General features: G+C 43.5%; 13 protein-coding genes and 1 pseudogene. 5 read left to right on the forward strand and 9 right to left on the reverse strand.

Features of this window, described 5'->3' with window-relative positions:
* The first annotated feature begins 200 nt into the window (after positions 1-200).
* The 4 genes and pseudogenes from nhaA (H1A14_RS06740) to nhaA (H1A14_RS06750) all read left to right on the forward strand — a co-directional run bounded on the left by nhaA (H1A14_RS06740) (position 201) and on the right by nhaA (H1A14_RS06750) (position 3,534).
* On the forward strand, positions 201-1,580 hold the full coding sequence (gene nhaA / locus H1A14_RS06740; protein WP_194775444.1) for a Na+/H+ antiporter NhaA: 1,380 nt from the start codon (positions 201-203) through the stop codon (positions 1,578-1,580).
* Between the two features lie 13 nt (positions 1,581-1,593).
* Complete coding sequence (locus tag H1A14_RS06745; protein WP_194775445.1) at positions 1,594-1,767, forward strand: hypothetical protein; 174 nt, start codon at positions 1,594-1,596, stop codon at positions 1,765-1,767.
* A 12-nt stretch (positions 1,768-1,779) separates the two neighbouring features.
* Positions 1,780-1,953 (forward strand): annotated as a pseudogene (locus tag H1A14_RS23405) (hypothetical protein); the annotation flags it as partial.
* A gap of 252 nt (positions 1,954-2,205) precedes the next feature.
* Entirely contained in the window at positions 2,206-3,534 is a 1,329-nt protein-coding gene (nhaA, locus tag H1A14_RS06750; RefSeq protein WP_194775446.1) for a Na+/H+ antiporter NhaA, read from the forward strand.
* A 176-nt stretch (positions 3,535-3,710) separates the two neighbouring features.
* On the opposite strand, the gene H1A14_RS06755 is transcribed toward nhaA (H1A14_RS06750), so the two are convergent.
* The 5 genes from H1A14_RS06755 to H1A14_RS06775 form a co-directional block, all read right to left on the reverse strand.
* Positions 3,711-4,058 (reverse strand): HIT family protein, encoded by a 348-nt coding sequence (locus H1A14_RS06755; protein ID WP_228527623.1) that lies wholly within the window; start codon positions 4,056-4,058, stop codon positions 3,711-3,713.
* 166 nt (positions 4,059-4,224) lie between these two features.
* Complete coding sequence (locus tag H1A14_RS06760) at positions 4,225-4,626, reverse strand: helix-turn-helix domain-containing protein (RefSeq protein WP_194775447.1); 402 nt, start codon at positions 4,624-4,626, stop codon at positions 4,225-4,227.
* A gap of 58 nt (positions 4,627-4,684) precedes the next feature.
* Positions 4,685-4,870: a type II toxin-antitoxin system HicA family toxin gene (locus H1A14_RS06765; RefSeq protein ID WP_194775448.1), complete on the reverse strand. Its 186-nt coding sequence runs from the start codon at positions 4,868-4,870 to the stop codon at positions 4,685-4,687.
* A gap of 132 nt (positions 4,871-5,002) precedes the next feature.
* Positions 5,003-5,218 (reverse strand): hypothetical protein, encoded by a 216-nt coding sequence (locus H1A14_RS06770; protein WP_194775449.1) that lies wholly within the window; start codon positions 5,216-5,218, stop codon positions 5,003-5,005.
* Positions 5,219-5,410: 192 nt separating this feature from the next.
* Positions 5,411-10,240 (reverse strand): RecQ family ATP-dependent DNA helicase, encoded by a 4,830-nt coding sequence (locus H1A14_RS06775; RefSeq protein WP_194775450.1) that lies wholly within the window; start codon positions 10,238-10,240, stop codon positions 5,411-5,413.
* Between the two features lie 93 nt (positions 10,241-10,333).
* Here H1A14_RS06775 and H1A14_RS06780 point away from each other — a divergent pair, with 93 nt between their 5' ends.
* Positions 10,334-11,338: an SMP-30/gluconolactonase/LRE family protein gene (locus tag H1A14_RS06780; RefSeq protein ID WP_194775451.1), complete on the forward strand. Its 1,005-nt coding sequence runs from the start codon at positions 10,334-10,336 to the stop codon at positions 11,336-11,338.
* Between the two features lie 73 nt (positions 11,339-11,411).
* Here the strand turns inward: H1A14_RS06780 and H1A14_RS06785 are convergent, their stop codons facing one another.
* From H1A14_RS06785 to mfd, 4 genes are all read right to left on the reverse strand, one after another.
* On the reverse strand, positions 11,412-12,038 hold the full coding sequence (locus H1A14_RS06785) for a hypothetical protein (protein WP_194775452.1): 627 nt from the start codon (positions 12,036-12,038) through the stop codon (positions 11,412-11,414).
* A 357-nt stretch (positions 12,039-12,395) separates the two neighbouring features.
* The gene (locus H1A14_RS06790) at positions 12,396-14,846 is read right to left on the reverse strand and encodes an alpha/beta hydrolase family protein (RefSeq protein ID WP_194775453.1); all 2,451 of its coding nucleotides are present in this window, start codon (positions 14,844-14,846) and stop codon (positions 12,396-12,398) included.
* Positions 14,847-15,200: 354 nt separating this feature from the next.
* Positions 15,201-16,424, reverse strand: coding sequence for a gliding motility lipoprotein GldJ (gldJ, locus tag H1A14_RS06795; protein ID WP_194775454.1), 1,224 nt, complete (start codon positions 16,422-16,424; stop codon positions 15,201-15,203).
* Positions 16,425-16,610: 186 nt separating this feature from the next.
* Complete coding sequence (gene mfd / locus H1A14_RS06800; RefSeq protein WP_194775455.1) at positions 16,611-19,961, reverse strand: transcription-repair coupling factor; 3,351 nt, start codon at positions 19,959-19,961, stop codon at positions 16,611-16,613.
* Positions 19,962-20,048 lie beyond the last annotated feature (87 nt).

Here is a 20,048-nt window from a genome sequence, read left to right on the forward strand (position 1 = left end):
CCTACTTTAAAAGGAGGGTAATTTTTTTTTAATCCATTTTATAAAATCCACGTATCAAAAAAAACTGATGCTTTTGGATAAGAAAGTGTGATAATATTTGGGGATAATGGAGGGTCTATAAGCACAACTCAAGTAAAATTTGAAAAGGATATTATATCAAACAGACTTCTAATTATTGTATTTCAAAACTTCCTACTGGTATGGAATTATTAAAAAACAATTCAAATGGCCTTCAACCTATTTTAAAGTATGTTAAGAAGAGCTCCTTTAGTTCTTTGTTGTTGTTTTTTTCTGCTTTCTCTGCGTTGGTATTGGCCAATACCCCAGCCAATGTCTACATAGAGGCAATTTTGTACAAAACAATAGGCTTCACCATAGGCAATTTTGAATTGTATAAAAACACGCAGCTCTGGATCAATGATGGATTGATGTCCATTTTTTTCTTTGTCATAGGTTTAGAACTTAAACGGGAAATTAAAGCAGGCCAATTATCCAATCTCAAAAACATCATCATGCCCATGGTCGCGGCTATAGGAGGTATGGTTTTACCTGCCTTGATTTACTACCTATTCAATTACCAAGAGTCGGCTGAATCGCTTAACGGTTGGGGTATACCGATGGCCACTGATATCGCTTTTGCATTAGGGGTGTTGTACCTTTTGGGTCCCAAGGTGCCCATACAGCTCAAGGTGTTTCTGACTGCATTGGCTATTATTGACGACATAGGGGCTGTTTTAGTGGTGGCTATTTTTTATACTTCTGAAATTTCGGTATTTAACCTGGCCGTGGCCTTGGTTTTTTTGGGATTTTTGTTTTTGTTGAGCAAACTAGGGGTCAGAAATGTTCTTGTTTTTGCGGTAATCGGGATTATCGGGGTGTGGTTACCTTTTCTTTTATCAGGGATCCATGCCACTATTGCAGCAGTTTTGGTGGCCTTTGCCATCCCTGCCACTAGGGCCATAGATAAGGAAAAATATCTGGAAGATCTCAAACAGCTCATGGCACAGTTCAAAAAGGCAAAAAAATCAGAGAAAGAAATTTACTTGCTTTCCCCTAAAGAGGAGGCTATCATCGGAGAAATCCAACGCATATCTTATGATTCCATCTCACCCTTACAAAGGTTGGAGCGCAACATGCATGGTTTGGTACTTTTTGTGGTAATGCCCATTTTTGCCCTCGCCAATGCGGGCGTAGAGATAGAAAGCGATTGGGCGAAAATGATTAGCAGTCCCGTATCCCTAGGCATCATCGTAGGTTTGATGGTTGGCAAGCTTATCGGGATTTTTGGCCTGTCCATGTTGGGATTGAAACTGGGCTGGTACAAAATGCCGGAAAACCTGAATACCCAAATGGTTTTGGGGGCGTCCTTTTTGGCAGCGATTGGCTTTACCATGGCCTTGTTCATCAACTCTCTGGCATTTGAAAACCATATTTACCTGGAGCAAGCCAAAATGGGTATTTTGTCAGCTTCCTTTATTTCAGGATGGCTAGGATATTTTATCATCAAAAAGGCGATTGCTCATCGGTGTAGTTTCGATTCAGGCGACCATCTGGAGGTGAAGGAAGGCGTTTCAACATGACTTAGCTGTCAGAATGGACTGGACCGTGGCTAATTCCAAGGCAGATGCCAACCACAACCCGATCATTGTGCTGAACAAAAATGAAAGAAAAGACTTGGCAAAAGGGAAAGTGAAAGCAGGAAATAAAGTACAACTTTCCGCCAAAGAAACCTTTGTTCCGGATGGGCATCAACTGCGGTACAAATGATGGGTTTACAAGCAGGCAGGAAAGTTTAATGGCGATTTGGAATTTCACAATCCCCAGGGTGAAGAACTGGTCTTTGAAATGCCCAAGCTCAACCCCGGGCAGGACCTGCATGTTGTTTTGGAAGTGGGAGACAATGGAGCACTGAGTTTTTTTAGCTACAGAAGAATAATTTTGGTAAATGAGTGATTTTTGCTCATTTTATTTGATTATTGGCTGATTGGGACAAATTTTTATTGGTTATTTTGCTTGTAATCAAAAATGTTTCCGTTAATTTAAATTTTCTTTCGTTTAGCATATTCAAAAAAGTGAACTGGTACTTTTGGATTGGATGGTGCAGTAATTTAGGGGTTTAAGGTGGGTCCATAAGGGTAATATATTTAAGTTGAAAAGTCAAATATTCAATTTCCTAACAATAGTTTTATCTAACAACCTCCTCCTATGGAAACCAAGAAAAACGATGTAAAAGCGCTCAACCCAATCCTTCAGTTTGTCAAAAAGAGCTCCTTTAGTTCTTATTTGTTGTTTTTTTCTGCCTTCATGGCCTTGGTATTGGCCAATACCCCTGCCCATGAACATATCCAGGCATTTTTATACAAAACAGTTGGTTTTACCATTGGCAACTTTGCGGTGTACAAGACCATGCTACTATGGATCAATGACGGTCTGATGTCCATTTTTTTCTTTGTGATAGGCTTAGAACTCAAGCGGGAAATTATAGCTGGGGAGCTTTCTAACCCTAAAAATGTTGTCATGCCCATGGTGGGTGCGGCAGGTGGAATGATTTTACCGGCTTTGGTGTACTATTTTGTCAACAGTCAAGGTTCAGCTGAATCGCTTAACGGTTGGGGAATTCCGATGGCCACAGATATTGCCTTTGCACTGGGGGTACTTTATCTCTTGGGTCCCAAGGTGCCCATACAGCTTAAAGTGTTTCTCACTGCCTTGGCCATCATAGATGACATCGGGGCAGTCTCAGTAGTGGCACTTTTTTACACTTCAGAAATCGTTGTATTTAATCTGGTGATAGCGGGAGTGTTTTTGGGATTGTTGTTTTTACTCAGCAAATTGGGGGTTAGAGACGTGCTTGTTTTTGCCATTATTGGGATTGTAGGGGTGTGGTTACCCTTTTTGTTGTCAGGGGTCCATGCCACGATTGCCGCGGTATTGGTGGCCTTTGCCATTCCGGCCACAAGGGCCATAGACAAGGACAAGTATTTGGCAGACCTCAATCACCTGATGGAACAATTCAAAGTGGCAGGGAAGTCCGAGAAAGAAGTCTATTTGCTCTCTCCCAATGAAGAAAACATCATCGGAGAAATCCAACGCATTTCCTATGATTCCATCTCTCCCCTGCAAAGGCTGGAGCGCAGCATGCACAGCTTTGTGCTTTTTGTGGTGATGCCCATTTTTGCCCTTGCCAATGCCGGCGTGGTGATAGACAGAAATTTTGCGGAAATGATCTCCAGTCCGGTATCCATGGGGATCATCTTGGGCTTGATGGTCGGCAAGCTGATCGGGATTTTTGGCCTGTCCATGCTGGGGCTGAAACTGGGCTGGTACAAAATGCCTGAGAACCTGAATGCCAAGATGGTATTGGGAGCCTCATTTCTGGCAGCGATTGGCTTTACCATGGCCCTGTTCATCAACTCCCTGGCATTCGAATATCAGGTTTATCTCGAACAGGCCAAGATGGGGATCTTGTTGGCCTCTTTTCTTTCCGGCCTGTTGGGTTATTACATCACCAAGAAGGCGATTGCTCATCGGTGAAGGTGATTGCTTCCTGAACCAAATAAGAGGTATGGATATATTGAATCAAATTCAGATACATTGTGAGATTCGATGAAGGTCCTATTTAGTTTTCTATTTGCCTACTAGAAAAAAAGACCGTACAGATACTTCCATGAGGAAGTATAAATTTACAAAATGTTAATTGAGCGTGTGATTTACTTTTTAGAAGATGGATAATCCTTCTTTTCCGGCACCACCCCTCGAACTCCTCCGAAAGGGTTATCCACATCTCCTTGATAACGGGGAATCAGGTGGATATGGGTGTGGGGGATGGTTTGACCTGCGACAGTGCCTATTTTGATGCCAATATTGAAGCCATCCGGATTATACTTTTTTTGAAGCAACTCTTTGACAAAATTGAGCATAAACACACAGGCGGACTGTTCGCGGAAAGTAAGATCGAAATAATTATCCACATGCCGCTTGGGTATGATAAGGGTATGGCCGGGATTCACTGGGTACTTGTCGGAAATGGCGAAGGCGGTGGCGGATTCGGTGATCAATTCTGTTTCAGGGTCCGGAAAACAAAATGGGCAATCAATATCAACGGGCTTTGGTTGCTGATGTTGGAAAAGATTTCATCTCTCATAAAAATTCCCGGTTTAAAAGTTTAATTCTAATTTAACGAAAAGTTTTTTAAACATATTGATCCAACATAAAACACCTATTTCACAAAAACCCCACCTCCTTCAATTCATCAGCAAACCGATGCAGATTCTGTTCTATTTTTTCCACGGTTTTCTTTCCGGGTTTTCGGCGTCCGGTTACATAGTGGCTTAATTGTCCTTGGTTTATACCTGTGATTTTCTCCAAGCCGGCAAGGGTCAAGACTTTACTATAGTAATTCAGAAAGGAAGCAACATCATAGACAAACTCAAATTGAGCTTCAACAAATGCTTTTCCTTTTCTCATATAATGTTGTTTCATTTCTTGGTATGAATTCAAGAAATCCTGTATCGCTTCATTGGCGGTATTTCCCTCACCGATTATACCATAAGGAAGCTTGTTGGTTTCAATATATGCACCATAAGTGCCATCATCTCCTCTTTCGATTTTCACTTTGACTTCCATTTTTCACGGTTTTTATTTTACAATTTTTAATTATTGAATGTTGACTAATGCCTGGCTTTCATTTGATTCCTGCATCTTTTAAGATCGCATTCAGTGTGCCTTTTTTTACTTCTTGGCTTTTGTGGTGGGATGTTTGAAATTCCTTTCCGGTAATAGGGCTAAACCAGATGGGATGCCTCCCTTCATCTTCGACTTGATAACAGCCATTTTTTTTAAGTTTTCGCTCAAGCTCAGAATATTTCACAGGCAAACAATAAATTAGATTACACAAAACAATGATACGAATATTAATATCAATTTCAAAAAAATGAAACAGTATTAATCTAGGCTAATATTATTTCAGACGATTTGTTTTGCTAAGATAACACCTCCTGGTCTATTCCTTCCCCCTCATCACATAAATCGGCCTCCTCTGAAAACTGTAAATCAAATAAACCAGGCAAGGGAGAATAAATACACTTCCTACAAGCCGGGCAATGCCAAGGGCATTGATGGTGGCCATGTTGGCGACGGCTTCTTTTAGGCTTACAGAAGCACCTTTAAAAATCATAGATGAAGTGTAGATGCTGAAAAAGAGGGCAAACAGGATCATGGATAAACCTTGCCTTCAAGTGCCGGTTTTTTCTCAGATATCTCCAGGTCAGGGGAAGGGAAATGCTTGCCGATTTGATAGTCCCCATTCCCAAGCTTTTGATCTCAGTGACCTCATCGCACGCTGTGATTCCTCACCCTTGACCATAGGTTTCTTATGTATTACTCGAACCTTTTTTTCACCTGGCAAGCTTTACTTGGTATCATGGTTATCAAAATTGTCCCCATCCCCCTTCCTCCCCAAAACCACCTCCGGCAACACCACCAATGCCTCCCGTTCAGTATCGGAATCCTTCCAATAAACCAGCCAGTTTACGCTGACTTTCTGAATATGGTAGCCTTTAACAGCAAGGTCATCAAGGGTCTTGCAAAAAGCTTTTGAAAACCGCAGGACCGCATGGCCTTGGGCATTGAAACATTCATAATCCTGGTACCTTAAAGTAATCCCTGGTCTGAGTTGGGAAATCAGTCGCTGTCGGCTATGGAAGAAACTCAAAAACACATCTTTGTGGGTAAGTGGTAAGACCAATTTGTCGGTATCCTCAAATGGGTTGGTCTCTGCTTTGAATTTTATGGAAGGTACTTTCAGGTTGTCTAAATACTGCCCCTGACAATGAATGGACAGCAGGCTTTTGGCCCTTGTCATGCCCACATACAAGAGCCGTTTTTCTTTGTCTTCCTTCACCTGCCTTTGCTGCAACATCAGAAAGACCTGGTCAAATTCCCTGCCCTTGGCTTTGTGGATGGTGGATACAAGTATGCTATCAGAAGAATGCCTATAAAAATCCTCCATTCGGGATTCGGATATAAAGGTCTCCAAATCGGTTTTGAACCTGACTTTTGGGTAGATTTTCTCAAAGTCCTCCAACATGTTGCTGATCCATTCGAAAGTGCTACTGCCTCCAAACTCCTTTTTCAAGACCTGTTTGGCCTGAATCCACTTTTCTTCCAAAATGGTAGATTCACTTGGCTGTAACCTAAGTGCCTTGAAAAATGTCCTCACTTCGTAGAGTTGTAGCAGGTTGAATAGATCGTTGCTCTGCACCAAACTTGCAGGAAGTCCCCCCTGCAGCAGTAAGCTGACTACTTTGAGGGCCTCTTCATTGGTTTTGGTCAGGACCCCTACAGTGCCCATCAGGTCTGTGGATAAAATCTCCTCCACCATGGGTTTGACCATAAAATCTCCGGCATGTTTGGTCAGCCTGAGTTCACCGGGGCTTTGGTCCCTTGCCATGATGGGCGTATGCTTCAGCCTATGGTCAATGGTCTCCACCCATTGGTTGGTAAAGTCCACCAGATTGCCCTTGCTTCGGAAATTTTCCACCAATTCATATTTGATGGCCTTTTTTTCCGTGATGAACTTTTCGAGGTAAATGGAACTTGATCCCCGGAATTCATAAATGTTCTGATCATCGTCTCCCACTGCGATGACCCGCATTTCCTCATTTTGCTCCATCAAGGCTTCCAACAAGGCAAATTCTTCGGCACTGATGTCCTGGGCCTCATCGATGACCAGGACCGTCTTGGTGATTTCCTTCACTTCTGCCCTGTTTTCCCGGACAAGGGTGGTGGCCTGAGCGATGATTTCTCCGGATTTTTCCAGCGTCCCCATTTTCCCCAACAGGTCAAAACAATAGGAATGAAAGGTCTTGATGTCCAGATAAAGGGCTGCGTTTCCAATGAGCTCCATCAGCCTCTTTTTAAATTCCGTTGCCGCCGCACGGGAAAAAGTAAGCATCAGCAACTGTTCCTGCTTGACATCTTCCATCAGTAACAAGGCCGCCAATTTGTGTACAAGGATCCGCGTTTTGCCGCTGCCCGGGCCTGCGGCCACCACGATATACTTGGAATTTTGGTCCTTGATGATTTTCAGCTGTGAAGGGGAAAGCTCCCCAAAAAGCTTTTTGAATTTGGCAGGAGTGATGTTCTGACTGATTTCCCGCTGCCTGTTGCCCTTGAAATATTTGTTGAGAAAAGCAGGATAATTCATTTGAAAGTAATCCTCCACAAACCGCAGTGCCTCCCTGTAATCGGCAATCATCTTTTTGGCATATTCCCCTACGATGTGGATCTGTTGCACTTTGTTTTCGTAAAACCGTTCCAGCTTTTGGTAATCATCCTGCTTGTACCGGGTCTTGTTGTCCTCCACTGTCCTTTCGATGGTAAGCTTGTTGTACAAGACCAAAAATCCGCCTTCGATTTTCAGGGATTCTATGCGGGAGAGGTAGAAAAGGGCATCCTCCACTTCAGCAGAAGTGCATTCCGTTACAAAAAGGTCACTCGAAGATTCAAAGCCCTCTTTGAGTTCCTGAACTGAAAAATCCACTTGCATTTCTTCTGAAAAGAGTGGCCCTTCAGATTCAGCTCTCTTGGCATGTTCAAAGAGATATTGAATGATAAATTTGGACAGCTCGTGCCTTTTTCTGAACCTTTCTTTCAGGACTTCCAGGGGCAGATTCAACTTCAGTTCTGCATGGTTTTTGGAGGTTTTGGAAAACCTCTTGCTGACCCAATTTTTGATGCCCCAGTAATTGAGGACTGAGCGGATCCGCACCGGAGTTACGTCCTGCAATCCCTCGTGTTCTGCGGATTCATTTAAGGCTTTGAGGTTGTAAACGTCCGTTTTTTGGGAAAACTGACCAAGCAAAAAATTCTCCAATAGACCAAAAGCATCCACTATATCCAAGGAACGGTTGACCTTTTCGGATTTCCGTACAAAGGCTTTTAGATCTTTGGCATCTGCCAGAATCTTCTCTTGCCTAAGCAGTTGAATGATTTCAATCACCTCTTCTTTGACGATGCCCAAATGGTCAGCGATGTAATCGATTCTGGCTTCCGCCTCTTCATCCTGATTTTTTTGCCTGCTTTTGGAGGAAAACAGTTTTTTGATGATTCTAACCGCTTTTTCCTTTTGCTTCTCGGAAAAAAGGGTAGATGCATCGATTTTGTTGATGGCTTCCTGTGCGGTTTTGGCCTGAATGCTGCTGGCAAAAATCCGGGGCATATTTTGGCCCCTTTTGAGGTAGCCTGCATCTTCCAAGGCAGCAATCGCTGTGGTCACCCGGGTTTCTATATCCAGAATGGAGTCATCCCAGCCAGCTTTCCGGGCAATTTCCAGGGCGGAGTTGGACACCTGTCTCCGGTAGCGGGTCAATTCCTTAATGGCTTTCCACACCTGTTGAATTTCTTTGAGGGTGAGTTTGGTCTGATTGAGCAGGATAAAGTGCTTGCTGAGGTCCTCCTCGTCAAACAGGACAAAGCAATCCGCCTCGATATTTTCGTCCCTGCCGGCCCGGCCAGCTTCCTGAACATAATTTTCCAGGGAATCGGAAATTTCAAAATGCACCACCAAACCCACATCTTTTTTGTCTACGCCCATACCAAATGCAGAAGTGGCCACCATGATGTCCACCTCTCCGGCTATGAAGGCGTTTTGGTTTGCGGACTTTTCCGATTTATCCATTTTACCATGATAAGCCCTGGCCTGGAAACCGTCCTTGATCAGTCTTTCTGCCAGTTGAAATGCCTTTCTAGTCCGAGAGACATAGATGATACTGGGGCATTGCTTGGCCTCCAATAAATCCCGGAGGGCGCCATATTTATCCTCCTCTTTGTTCCTTTCCACCACTTCAAAGGTCAAATTGGTACGGGAAACCGTAGAACGGAAAATATCGAGGTTCAGGGAAAGCTTTTCCATGAAATAACTCCGGATATCTTCTATGACCTTTTGTTTGGCAGTGGCGGTAAAGCAGGAAACGGGGATGGGGTCATGCAGTTTTTTCTTTTTTTCCAGGGATTTGATAAAATCTGCGATATACAGGTAATCAATCCTGAAGTCCTGTCCCCAAGAAGAAAAACAATGGGCCTCATCGATGACAAATCGGTTGATTTTCCTGCCCAGTAAAAGCCGCTCAATGGATCTGGAGCGAAGGGATTCGGGTGAGATATACAAGAGGAAGGCAGATCCCTCTTCCACTCTTTCAAATGATTTGGCCCTTTCGATAGGATCCAATAAGCCATTGATGGTAACCGCTTCGGTGATTCCCAACGTCTCAAGGTTATCCACCTGATCTTTCATCAGAGACTGCAAAGGAGAAATGACCACTGTAAGGGCCATTTCATTTCTGCCAGCCATCAGGGCAGGCAATTGGAAAGTGATGGATTTTCCTCCTCCGGTAGGAAAAATGGCCAAAAGGGATTTTCCATCCACCGCAGCCTGAACGGCTTTTTCCTGTAAAGGCTCACCACCGTAAGACCTGAATCGGTCAAAACCAAAAATCTCCTTCAAGCCCATTTGTACATCATGTTTTTCATTGCAAAAGGTACAACCCTGTAAGCATGGTCGGCCTCTCAACAAGGTCATCAAGCGGTCGGTTTCGGGAAATTGCCGAAGTACCCATGGTGGAGTAATGCTAAAACGGTCCCCCCCGTGGATCAGGGAGAGTGCATACGCCAAAGGCAGGGGATGCTTTTCCACCATCCTTTCCAGATTGGCATTGATGCAGAGCAATCCTTCAAATTTTTCCCGGATGTATTGAGCTGGATGATCCACGGATCTCCTGAAATCCAAAAACTCAAAAAACCCTTTAAAGGCCTCTTTATCATGGAGAAGGGCATGGTAAATATCCTGAATTTCTGAATCCAGGGATTCGAAAGCACTGAGCTCATCAAAAAAAAGATCCTTGGCTTTTAGCGCATCATGATAGGGATTGTTAAGGCTGTCCGTCTGAAGCTTGTCGTCCTTGACCAAGTGATGATAGGGTTGTTTGGGAAACAGGAGTGGGGACAGATAAAGCGTATCCATCACCTTGCCAAACACTGCCCCTTTTTGCCGGAGAAATTCAAGATCATGATCGAGGATATTGTGGCCACAGACAAAGTCTGTGTTTAAAATAAATTTTGAAAAATCGTCAAAGTCTCCGGAATGAAAGCTGCTGCCATCAGACTTTATGGCCCCATAATCGAAAATTTTCCCGCTTTGGGGATCAACTTCGATATCAATAAAACCAATCAAGCCATTCATTGATCAAAAATTAAGGTTAATTGACAGATGCAGGTAGCCAATCCCCACAATAATATTTATTTTAGTCGAATCCATCACCATAAAACCCAGCTTATGCAAAGAATCCTGCCTTATTTCCTTGTTTTGACCTTATTTTATCAAGCCTGTCAGCCCGCAGGACCTCAAATCAAGCAAGATGCTCATATCGAGATGTTTGACGATAAGGTTTTGTCATTGATTGATCCGGATACGAAACCGGAAATCATTTCCTCAGGACATGAATGGACGGAAGGGCCCTTGTGGCTGGAAGAATCGAATACCTTGCTTTTTGCCGATATTCCCAACAATGCCATCTATCAGGTCAGGGATGGAGTAAGCAGCCTATACCTGAAACCCTCAGGATATACCGGTAAAACACCACGTGGCGGAGAGGTGGGGGCCAATGGCTTGCTGCTGGACCCGGAAGGCAGGCTGGTCATGTGTCAGCATGGGGACCGCCGGATGGCGAGGATGGAAAGTGCTCTCGATGATCCGCAGGCTGAATTCACCACATTGGTGGACAGCTATCAGGGAAAAAGATTGAACAGCCCCAATGATGCGGTGTACGACAAAGCCGGAAACCTTTACTTTACCGACCCGCCTTATGGACTGGAATTGAATATGAATGACCCGGCCAAGGAGCTTGACTTTCAGGGCATTTATTGCCTGAAAACCGATGGTGAACTGTTGTTTTTGGATACCATGAGCCGTCCCAATGGAATCGCTTTTTCTCCTGACCAAAGTAGCCTGCTAGTCGCCAATTCTGACCCAAAAGCCGCGCTTTGGTACCGGTATGATGTATTGGCACCGGGGGTGTTGGACAACAGGACTTTGTTTTATGATGCGACCTCTTTCGTGGGCAAGGCAGGTTATGCGGGTCTGCCCGATGGCATGAAGGTGCACAGTGCCGGGTTCCTGTTCGCTACCGGGCCAGGAGGTGTATGGGTGTTTGACATGAATGCCAAACCGGTAGCCAGAATTGCCACAGGGGAAGCCACTTCCAACTGCGCTTTTTCCGCAGATGAAAAGTGGCTTTTTATCACTGCTGACAGTGAAGTGCTGCGGATGCGGTTGAAATAATATACTTTTTGAAGGGGAGCTTTATCCAAAGCAAATCAATTGCAAGATCACTGCATTAGCGGTTTTTGGAAGTTTAATATACCCCCATCGCCGTATTCCCGTAAACAGGTTTGTTGATCAGGTTTTTGGCATGTAGCTCTTTTCCCAAGTGCTGAATAAAGCGATTTTGTAAACCACTGTGGGTATTCAAAGAGTGCCCATAAGTTCCTACTTTGGCCATCCATACTTTTTCCATCCCGTTTCGATCAATCAAAAAGCAGTGATATTCTGCATTAGGCTGATGATAAACCTCACCATCGAGGAAGAGTTCTGTATTCCAAGAGCCCCTGGTGTTGACCACAAGAATGGCTTCAACTTGGGTTGCCTCAAGTCTTGACATAAATTCTTCATAAGGTAAAAGTTTCTGAATGGGAAAAAAATCTTCCACAGAACGAATGCGCGTGGGCATCAACTGACTGCGCATTTCCTTGGTCAGCCTTTCCCGTAGTCTTGCCTTGTCTAAGCTGTTTATTCTACCCATCAAGGTATATTGGTAATTCTCTTCATTCCATTCATAAAATTCATCCTCAGCATCGGTAAACAGTACCAGAATTTCACTGTATAGAGAGGTAGGTTCTCCCACCATAAAAGAATTCATGTCAATTGTGGCGCAGGAAAATAGGGCCAACATCAGCGGAAGCAAAATGATAGGTCTTTTCATACTTCTATTTACTGACAACTTAAGGCTTGGGTTGCTGATTTTAGGTTAAGTTTTCTGGCCAAGGTCTTCAGTTCTATTCAGAATTACAGGTGATTCTCTTTTCCGACTAGGTTTTATCAAAATGTAAGTCTTTGTGGTTAAAAGGTTTACGTGTTTTTTTAAGATAATCTAACAATACTAAACAAAGAAAAAAAATTTTATGATCGGATCAGATATTAAAATAATGTTCTGATAAAATTAGATTTAGGCAAACCCCCTTTTCATATTCACTTCATGAAGCTGGGTAACATAAAGAAACATAACAAAAAAGCCTCCTTTAGGAGGCTTTTTTTACTTTTTTGTATTGTTTAAGCTTTTTTACTTCTGACTGACAGCAGTTGAATTCTTGTTTTTCACAAACTTTTCCAACCATTCATGTTGCTCATACAAAGTATGCATGATGGATTCCTTGGAAGCATATCCGTGGCTTTCGTTGGGCAAAAACACCAATCTTGTGGTGGCGCCATGACCTTTGAGGGCATTGTAATAACGGTCAGACTGGATCGGGAAAGTGCCGGAATTGTTGTCGGCCTCACCATGGATCAAGAGAATTGGGGTTTTGACTTTGTGCGCATTCATAAAAGGCGACATGGTATGGTATACTTCAGGAGCCTCCCAATAGGTCCTTTGCTCATACTGGAAGCCAAAGGGAGTGAGGGTACGGTTGTAAGCCCCGCTTCTGGCTATGCCCGCAGCAAACAAATTGGAGTGGGAAAGCAAATTGGCCGTCATAAAGGCACCATACGAATGCCCTCCTACCGCAATGCGGTTGCGGTCACCGATGCCTGCGTCAACGATATAATCTATCGCCGCTTGGGCATTGGCCACAAGTTGCTCCACAAAATAATCATTGGGTTCTTCATCTCCTTCCCCTACGATAGGCATTTCGGTGCGGTCCATGACGGCATAGCCCTGGGTCACCCAATAAAGCGGTGTGCCCCAGCTGAGTCGGGTAAATTCATACTTTGAGCCCCTTACTTGTGCGGCAATTTCCGCAGACTTGTATTCTCTTGGGTAGGCCCACATCAGGACAGGGAGTCTGCCATCTTTTTTGGGGTCATAGCCTTCAGGGGTATATACGGTGGCTGAAAGGTTCAAGCCATCCTTTCTCTTGTAGGTGACCAGTTCCTTTTGTATTCCTTTGATGGATTCATAGGGATGTTCAAAGAAGGTCAATGGAATAGGTGCGATCCTATTCTTGGTATTGAGGATCCAGTAATTGGGCTGGGTATCTGGGCCCTCTTTCAGCGTGATGAGTCTGGTTACGGTATGGTCCGTTACTTTGACTACCCTTTCGTAAAAAGGTGCCTCACTTTGCCACAAGATTTCTTCTTTACCACTTTGGGTGTCAAAAGCTGCCAAATAAGGCATGCTTCCCTCAGGTGATCCACCTTCACTGTTCATGTAGATTAGGCTTCCCTTGGTCAACAGTACATTTTGTCCGTATTTGTTTTGGGTAAATATAGGGGTTCCCGGATCGTTGTAAATGTCATCATAGGAGCGTTCAATGATTGTCCTGGGTGCCTGGTTTGGATTGGAGGGATTGATCACGCTTCGTTTTTCCTGTCTTGATTCAAACCACCTTTCATTGAGGATAGCAAATTTGTCATCCCCCCACGAAATGCTTGCAAAGCGAAGGCTGGTTCCCGTAAGTTTGCTTTTCTGTCCAGAAAATGGGGCAGAAAGGGTATAAATATGATCCCGCTCTTTGACCTCTTTTTTCGGATCCCCATCATCCTGTGCCTCAGCCCAATACAGGGTAGCGGGTTCATCAGGTCTCCAGTTGATGGATCGAGGGCCCGTGACGGTCGCATCAAAGCCGGTAGGCCTTACCTCATCAAGAGGAATGCTCGCGATGGTTTTGACCTTTTCACCTTTGATATTCCATACTTCTACCTCATAAGGAAATCGACTGGCTGGTACCAAGTAAGAAAAAGGTTCCTGAATCAGATCCACCAAGATGTAAAATCCGTCAGGTGAGGTGCTGAAGGATTTGATAAGGCCAGCATCCCCGATAGGTTCACATTTGCCATCCAGGTCTACCACCATCAGTTGGGTATCCATAAAATAGGAAAACAAAGCTTCATCATAAGGATTCTGCAGCAAATCCTGATAAGTCCGGGAAGGTGCTGCAATACCAGAGGTTTCCTGGATATTGGGGCCACTGGGTTTAACGGGCATTTCAGGCATGTCACCGCGGTCAGGATTGTTGGATTTAAATATGATCCGGTTGTCCGGCAGCCAAGTCAGTGTATTGCCATACACATCATTGACGATTTGATCAGCGGCAAGCTGATAGGCTTTGAGTTTTTTGATGTCGGCCACCCATAGACTGATTCCTGTGGAAGAAGTATGGGTAAATGCCACATATTTCTCATCTAGGGAAAGACTTACATTCCTGATTTTGGCATCATTGGGCAATCCCTGTAAGGAAAGGCCTTCACCACCTATCATTTTTTTGATTCGGATGCCATTATAAAAGGCGGAACGACTGGGACCTGATGTTTTCGGGTTGATCCGGATGCCACCCAAACGAAGTTCAGGCTGACTCAATTCTTCGATGGAAGTCAATCCGGGTCTATCAAGGATAATCATAAGATCGGCCGAGGGGCTAAAACTCACCAATGGAGTAGGAGGGGCATCGGCAAGTGCTGCAATGGAAGAAGGGGGATTTTGATAGCCGGATTTTTCCTGTGCCATCACTTCTGTCAACCAGCATAGGTTGAACAGAAGCAGACATCCCACGAGGGAAGCTTTGTTGTAATTCATAAGGGCTAATTTATTTGGTGATGTAAGTCAGTATTTTTTTCCCAGCTCCCCAAATTGGGGACCACATAATGGCAACATCCTCCTTTTCATCCGACGAAAAATGAAAGGTCAACGACAGTTAATCAATAGGAATGTGCATTATAATGAAATGAGGTAAAATATTGGCTGATTAAACATTAAGGTCCATTTTTACATGCACCCATGGTTCCAAAAATACACACAAAAAGTGCCAAACTGAGGTGATTTCAAATAAAAAATAAGGGAACTTGGTAAACGGCAGGAATACTTGTTTGATAGGCATAAAAAAAGGGAGCATTTGAGCTCCCCTTACTGCTGGTATATAATCTTCAATTGTTATTTTGTCATTGAACCGATCGCAATCATCGCACATCTGAAACCGATGTGGTTAGTAGCGGAATCCTGGTGCATAAATCTTCTTGTTCCTGGAGACAGCCAATAAGCTACGTCTTTCCAAGATCCTCCTTTGTACACTCGGTAGTTGTCATCGATAAGAGAAGTTTCGTAGAATTCCTCTTCATCGAGAGTACCATCCGTTCTGCTGGGGTTCAAGTCATTGAAATCCTGAAAAGTCAATGGTCTGTAAACATCCTGTACCCACTCACTCACATTACCGGCCATGTTGTACAAGCCAAAATCATTTGGCGGATAGTCATATACATTGGAGGGTAAAATATCTCCATCGTTGGATTGAGTACCTGCGATACCGGCGTAATCACCTCTACCTCTTTTAAAGTTGGCCAGGAAATCACCCTGCTTTGATTTTCTTTTGACATCATATGGGTTTCTTACGCCTCTGCCATCCCAAGGATAAATTCTGCCGTGTTCCTGATTTTCGTCCAAATACTGGGTACCGATCATCGCTTTGGCAGCATATTCCCACTCAGCCTCGTTAGGAAGTCTGTACTCTGGAAGTACCACACCTCTCGCCATCAATTGGGTTTGGTTCAAGGTAGAATCTACTTTGTAGAATTCTCTGTACACTTTGTTGACATATTCTGATCTCCACTTGGTATAAGCTTGAGCCTGAGCCCAGGAAACGCCTGCTACCGGATAAAAGTTGAAGCCAGGGTGTCTGAAATAATAAGTAGCATATACATCGTTGCTAGACAATACATCAGACCATACACCTTCATTAGGTTCTACTTTTTGAATAGAATCAGCACTTACTTTGGATTTGAAATCAAAAAGAAATTCCCGGTAATCCAAATTGGTTACCTCGGTTTCATCCAAGTAAAAAGAGTTGATGGTAACTGTTCTTTCTATGTTATCCCTGAAAGCCATGACGTCTTGTTCCTGACTTCCAAGTACCGCACGCCCACCTTGAATAAATTTCAATTTGGGGCCTACAATTTCCCTGTTGATTCTGGCAACAGTAAATTGCGTCGTGTCATCCATATTAAAATTTAATTTAGCTCCGGTGGATGCACTTATCTTTCCAGGGTTTGCCGTTGTTCTCCTTCCATAAGAAGGGTTTTGTTTATTACAAGAGGACAAAATTGATGCTGCTCCTATTACAACGCATGCAATGAGTAAGCTATAACTATTATTTTTCATCATCGTTTGACAATTGAATTTTAATGCCTTATTGAATTGCTAATATATAACCTTTTAAATGTTGATTCAAAATTTTTAGTTTATCCCCGATATGATATAAAACCCTGAAAATTCAATATTTGACCAAATTTTACAATTTATTTTAGGGTAATAACAATAATTTGCGGATGAAAAATTTTGAATTTTTTTTCATTTTTTTATTTCACTCAACCATTTTTTACCGGAATCGACTGACTTTACGGGGTTTATGATAAGAATCAAACGGTTTTTGTGTTCTTTTATTTTGCAGTTTTTGGGCTGAATTTGAATAAATTTGATGATCGACCCGAAGGTTTCTGACCGAAAGTAACTTTCTCGGGTAGCAGGGACAAAATAACACTTCATCAACCCATTCTTCAACACGATCTTTTCAAATCCCAGCCCCTCAGCCAACCACCTTAACCTTACTGTTTCTAGGAGATCCTGCACTACATCAGGAATCGGGCCAAACCTGTCTCTTAAAATGGTTTCAAAATGAGAAAGCTCAGATTCCTCCTTAAAACTATCCAATTGCGTGTATAAATTCAATCTTTCGGAAATATTACTCACATAATTTTCCGGTATGAGCAATTCCATGTCCGTTTCTATCACACAATCCTGAACCAAAACTTCCACCTTTTCCTTTAAATCAGTTTCAAAAAGATAGGCAAATTCATTTTCCTTCAATTCCTGTACCGCCTCGTCCAATATCTTATGGTACATATCAAATCCCAAATCCGTGATAAAACCACTTTGTTCTGCGCCCAAAAGGTTTCCTGCCCCCCTGATATCCAGGTCCCGCATGGCTACCTTAAACCCATCTCCAAGTTCAGAAAACTGTTCCAAGGTCTGTAGTCGTTTTCTAGCTTCAGAAGTCAGTCCGGAAGAAGGCGTGGTCAGCAGGTAACAAAATGCTTTTTTATTGCTTCTGCCCACACGGCCACGCATTTGGTGTAGGTCACTTAAGCCAAACATATGGGCCCTATTGATGATGATGGTATTGGCATTGGGAATATCCAACCCCGACTCGATGATGTTGGTGGATACCAATACATCGTATGCCCCGTCGATAAAGTCCACCATTACCTTTTCCAATTTCTTCCCCTCCATCTGTCCATGTGCACCCGTCACCCTGGCATCCGGAACCAGCCGCATGATGAGGTTGGCAATGGAATCTATTTCATTTACCCTGTTGTGAACAAAAAAGACTTGCCCACCTCTCCTCAATTCGTAAGCGATGGCATCTCTGATAATGGTTTCATTGAAAGTATGGATTTCGGTGGTGACTGGCTGCCTGTTGGGTGGAGGGGTGGCAATCACGGAAAGGTCTCTGGCCCCCATGAGTGAAAAATGGAGGGTCCTGGGAATGGGGGTGGCTGTCAAGGTGAGCACATCCACATTGACCCGCCATTGTTTGAGCTTCTCCTTGACCGATACGCCAAATTTCTGCTCCTCATCGATGACCAGAAGCCCCAAGTCCTTGAACTTGATGTCCTTGCCCACAATGCGGTGGGTACCTACTAGAATGTCTATTTCTCCAGTGGCGGTTTGCTGAATGATTTCTTTGATTTCTTTGGCTGTTCTGAATCGGTTGATGTATTCCACTTTGACTGGAAATTCGGAGAGCCTTTCATTGAAAGTTTGGAAATGCTGCATCGCCAAAATCGTGGTAGGGACCAAGATGGCCACTTGCTTCCGGTCATTTACCGCCTTAAACGCCGCACGAATGGCTACTTCGGTTTTTCCAAAACCCACATCGCCACAGACCAATCTGTCCATAGGATGGGATTTTTCCATATCTGCTTTAACCATTTCAGTCGCTTGGGCCTGATCTGGGGTATCTTCATAGATGAAACTGCTTTCCAGTTCTACCTGCAATACACTGTCTCTTGAAAACTGAAAGCCAGGAGCCTCTTTCCTTTTGGCATATAGGGCAATCAAATCCTTGGCGATGTCTTTTACCTTGCTTTTGGCTTTCTTCTTTTTGTTTTCCCATTCAGGAGAACCCAGTTTAGACATGATGGGTGCGGTGCCTTCCTGACCAGAGTATTTGGAGATTTTATGGAGAGCATGGATGTTCACATAAAGCAGATCATCATCTCTAAAGACCAATCTTACTGCTTCCTGCAGCTTGCCGGCCACATCTACTTTTTCCAGACCGGCAAACCTACCTACTCCATAGTCAGCGTGGACCACATAATCCCCGGGCTGAAGGCTTCTCAATTCCTTTAAAGTAAGGGCATTGGACTTGCTGGATTTCTTTTTGGTTTTATACCGGTGGTACCGCTCAAAAATCTGGTGGTCGGTATAACAGGCCAACTTCAGGTTTTCATCTGAAAAACCCGCACGCAAACTGAAAAGCAGGGATTGAAATTGCAGTGTAGGATTGAGTTCAGAGAAGATATTCTTTAGCCGATCGATCTGCTTTTCACTTTCCGAAAGGATGAGATTTAAGTAACCTTCCTGTTCATGTGTCTCCAAGGTACTGACCAAAAGATCAAAATTTTTATTGAATGAGGGCTGGACTTTGGTATAAAAAGTATGTTCATTATCCGGTGAAAAATAAAACTTCTGGCCAAATTCAACCCTTGTAAATCCAGGCATTTTCCCGCCGAAGCTTTCGGCATTTTCGAAAAGGTCGGCAGGTTTTAACAAGAGTTTGCTGTTTTGATTCTGTTGGGTGATCTGGTCAAACTGGCTGGAAGCCTTTTCGAAGGAAATGTCCAGCATATCAAGACACATCTGATAGTCCATAAACCATAGCAATGTGGAAGATGGCAAAAAATCCAAAAACGATTGCCTAACTTCTTTCAGGAGTTGGGTTTGGATATTTGGGATGATGTTGACCTTTTTGATGGACTCTTTGGAAAGCTGGGTCTCAGGATCAAAGGTTCTGATACTTTCAATTTCTTTACCAAACAATTCCAATCGGAAGGGCCATTCATGGGCAAAGGAAAAAATGTCAATAATTCCTCCTCTTACTGCAAATTGTCCCGGTTCATAGACAAAATCGCTTTTTTCAAAATCATACGTCTGCAAAAGCTCCTCAATGAATGCTACATCTACGTTTTCTCCTACTTTGGCGGTAAAGGTATTTTCCTTGAGAGACTGCTTGTTGATGACCTTTTCGTAAAGGGCTTCGGGATAGGTGACGATGATTTCAGTTTTACTTTCCCTTGCCAGTATTTTGTTGAGAATCTCCGCCCGCATCAGGATGTTGGCATTTTCGATTTCTTCGTATTGGTAAGGTCTTTTGTAGCTGGAAGGAAAGAGCATTGGCTCTTTGTCTCCCATTAAATTTTGAATGTCACTGTTCAGGTAGGCAGCTTCCTCTTTGTCATGGGCAATGATCAGGTGATGGCCTTTGTTGATTTTGGCGATGGCGCTCAGGACCACCATGTCCGCACTTCCTTTCAAGCCTTTGAGATGAAAAACCTGAGAAGGGGCATGCTTCACCTCATGGGCTAAAGTTTGAATAAAAGGATCTTGTTCGAATAGAGAAAGAAAGGCTTTGTTGTCCAAAATAAGCGGAAGAATGGTGATGGTTTGATTTCGAAGTGCAAAGTTAATTAAAAGGTTTGTTTAAAGCTTGGCAAAACCATCTTCAAA

It is taken from the genome of Pararhodonellum marinum (assembly GCF_015354735.1).
Classification (GTDB): Bacteria; Bacteroidota; Bacteroidia; order Cytophagales; family Cyclobacteriaceae; genus Pararhodonellum; species Pararhodonellum marinum.

Excerpts from the sequence above, each read along its gene's own strand:
- nhaA (WP_194775444.1), top strand. The coding sequence starts at position 201 with ATGGAATTATTAAAAAACAATTCAAATGGCCTTCAACCTATTTTAAAG.
- H1A14_RS06745 (WP_194775445.1), top strand. The coding sequence starts at position 1,594 with ATGGACTGGACCGTGGCTAATTCCAAGGCAGATGCCAACCACAACCCG.
- nhaA (WP_194775446.1), top strand. The coding sequence starts at position 2,206 with ATGGAAACCAAGAAAAACGATGTAAAAGCGCTCAACCCAATCCTTCAG.
- H1A14_RS06760 (WP_194775447.1), bottom strand. The coding sequence starts at position 4,626 with ATGGAAGTCAAAGTGAAAATCGAAAGAGGAGATGATGGCACTTATGGT.
- H1A14_RS06770 (WP_194775449.1), bottom strand. The coding sequence starts at position 5,218 with ATGATCCTGTTTGCCCTCTTTTTCAGCATCTACACTTCATCTATGATT.
- H1A14_RS06775 (WP_194775450.1), bottom strand. The coding sequence starts at position 10,240 with ATGAATGGCTTGATTGGTTTTATTGATATCGAAGTTGATCCCCAAAGC.
- H1A14_RS06780 (WP_194775451.1), top strand. The coding sequence starts at position 10,334 with ATGCAAAGAATCCTGCCTTATTTCCTTGTTTTGACCTTATTTTATCAA.
- H1A14_RS06785 (WP_194775452.1), bottom strand. The coding sequence starts at position 12,038 with ATGAAAAGACCTATCATTTTGCTTCCGCTGATGTTGGCCCTATTTTCC.
- H1A14_RS06790 (WP_194775453.1), bottom strand. The coding sequence starts at position 14,846 with ATGAATTACAACAAAGCTTCCCTCGTGGGATGTCTGCTTCTGTTCAAC.
- gldJ (WP_194775454.1), bottom strand. The coding sequence starts at position 16,424 with ATGATGAAAAATAATAGTTATAGCTTACTCATTGCATGCGTTGTAATA.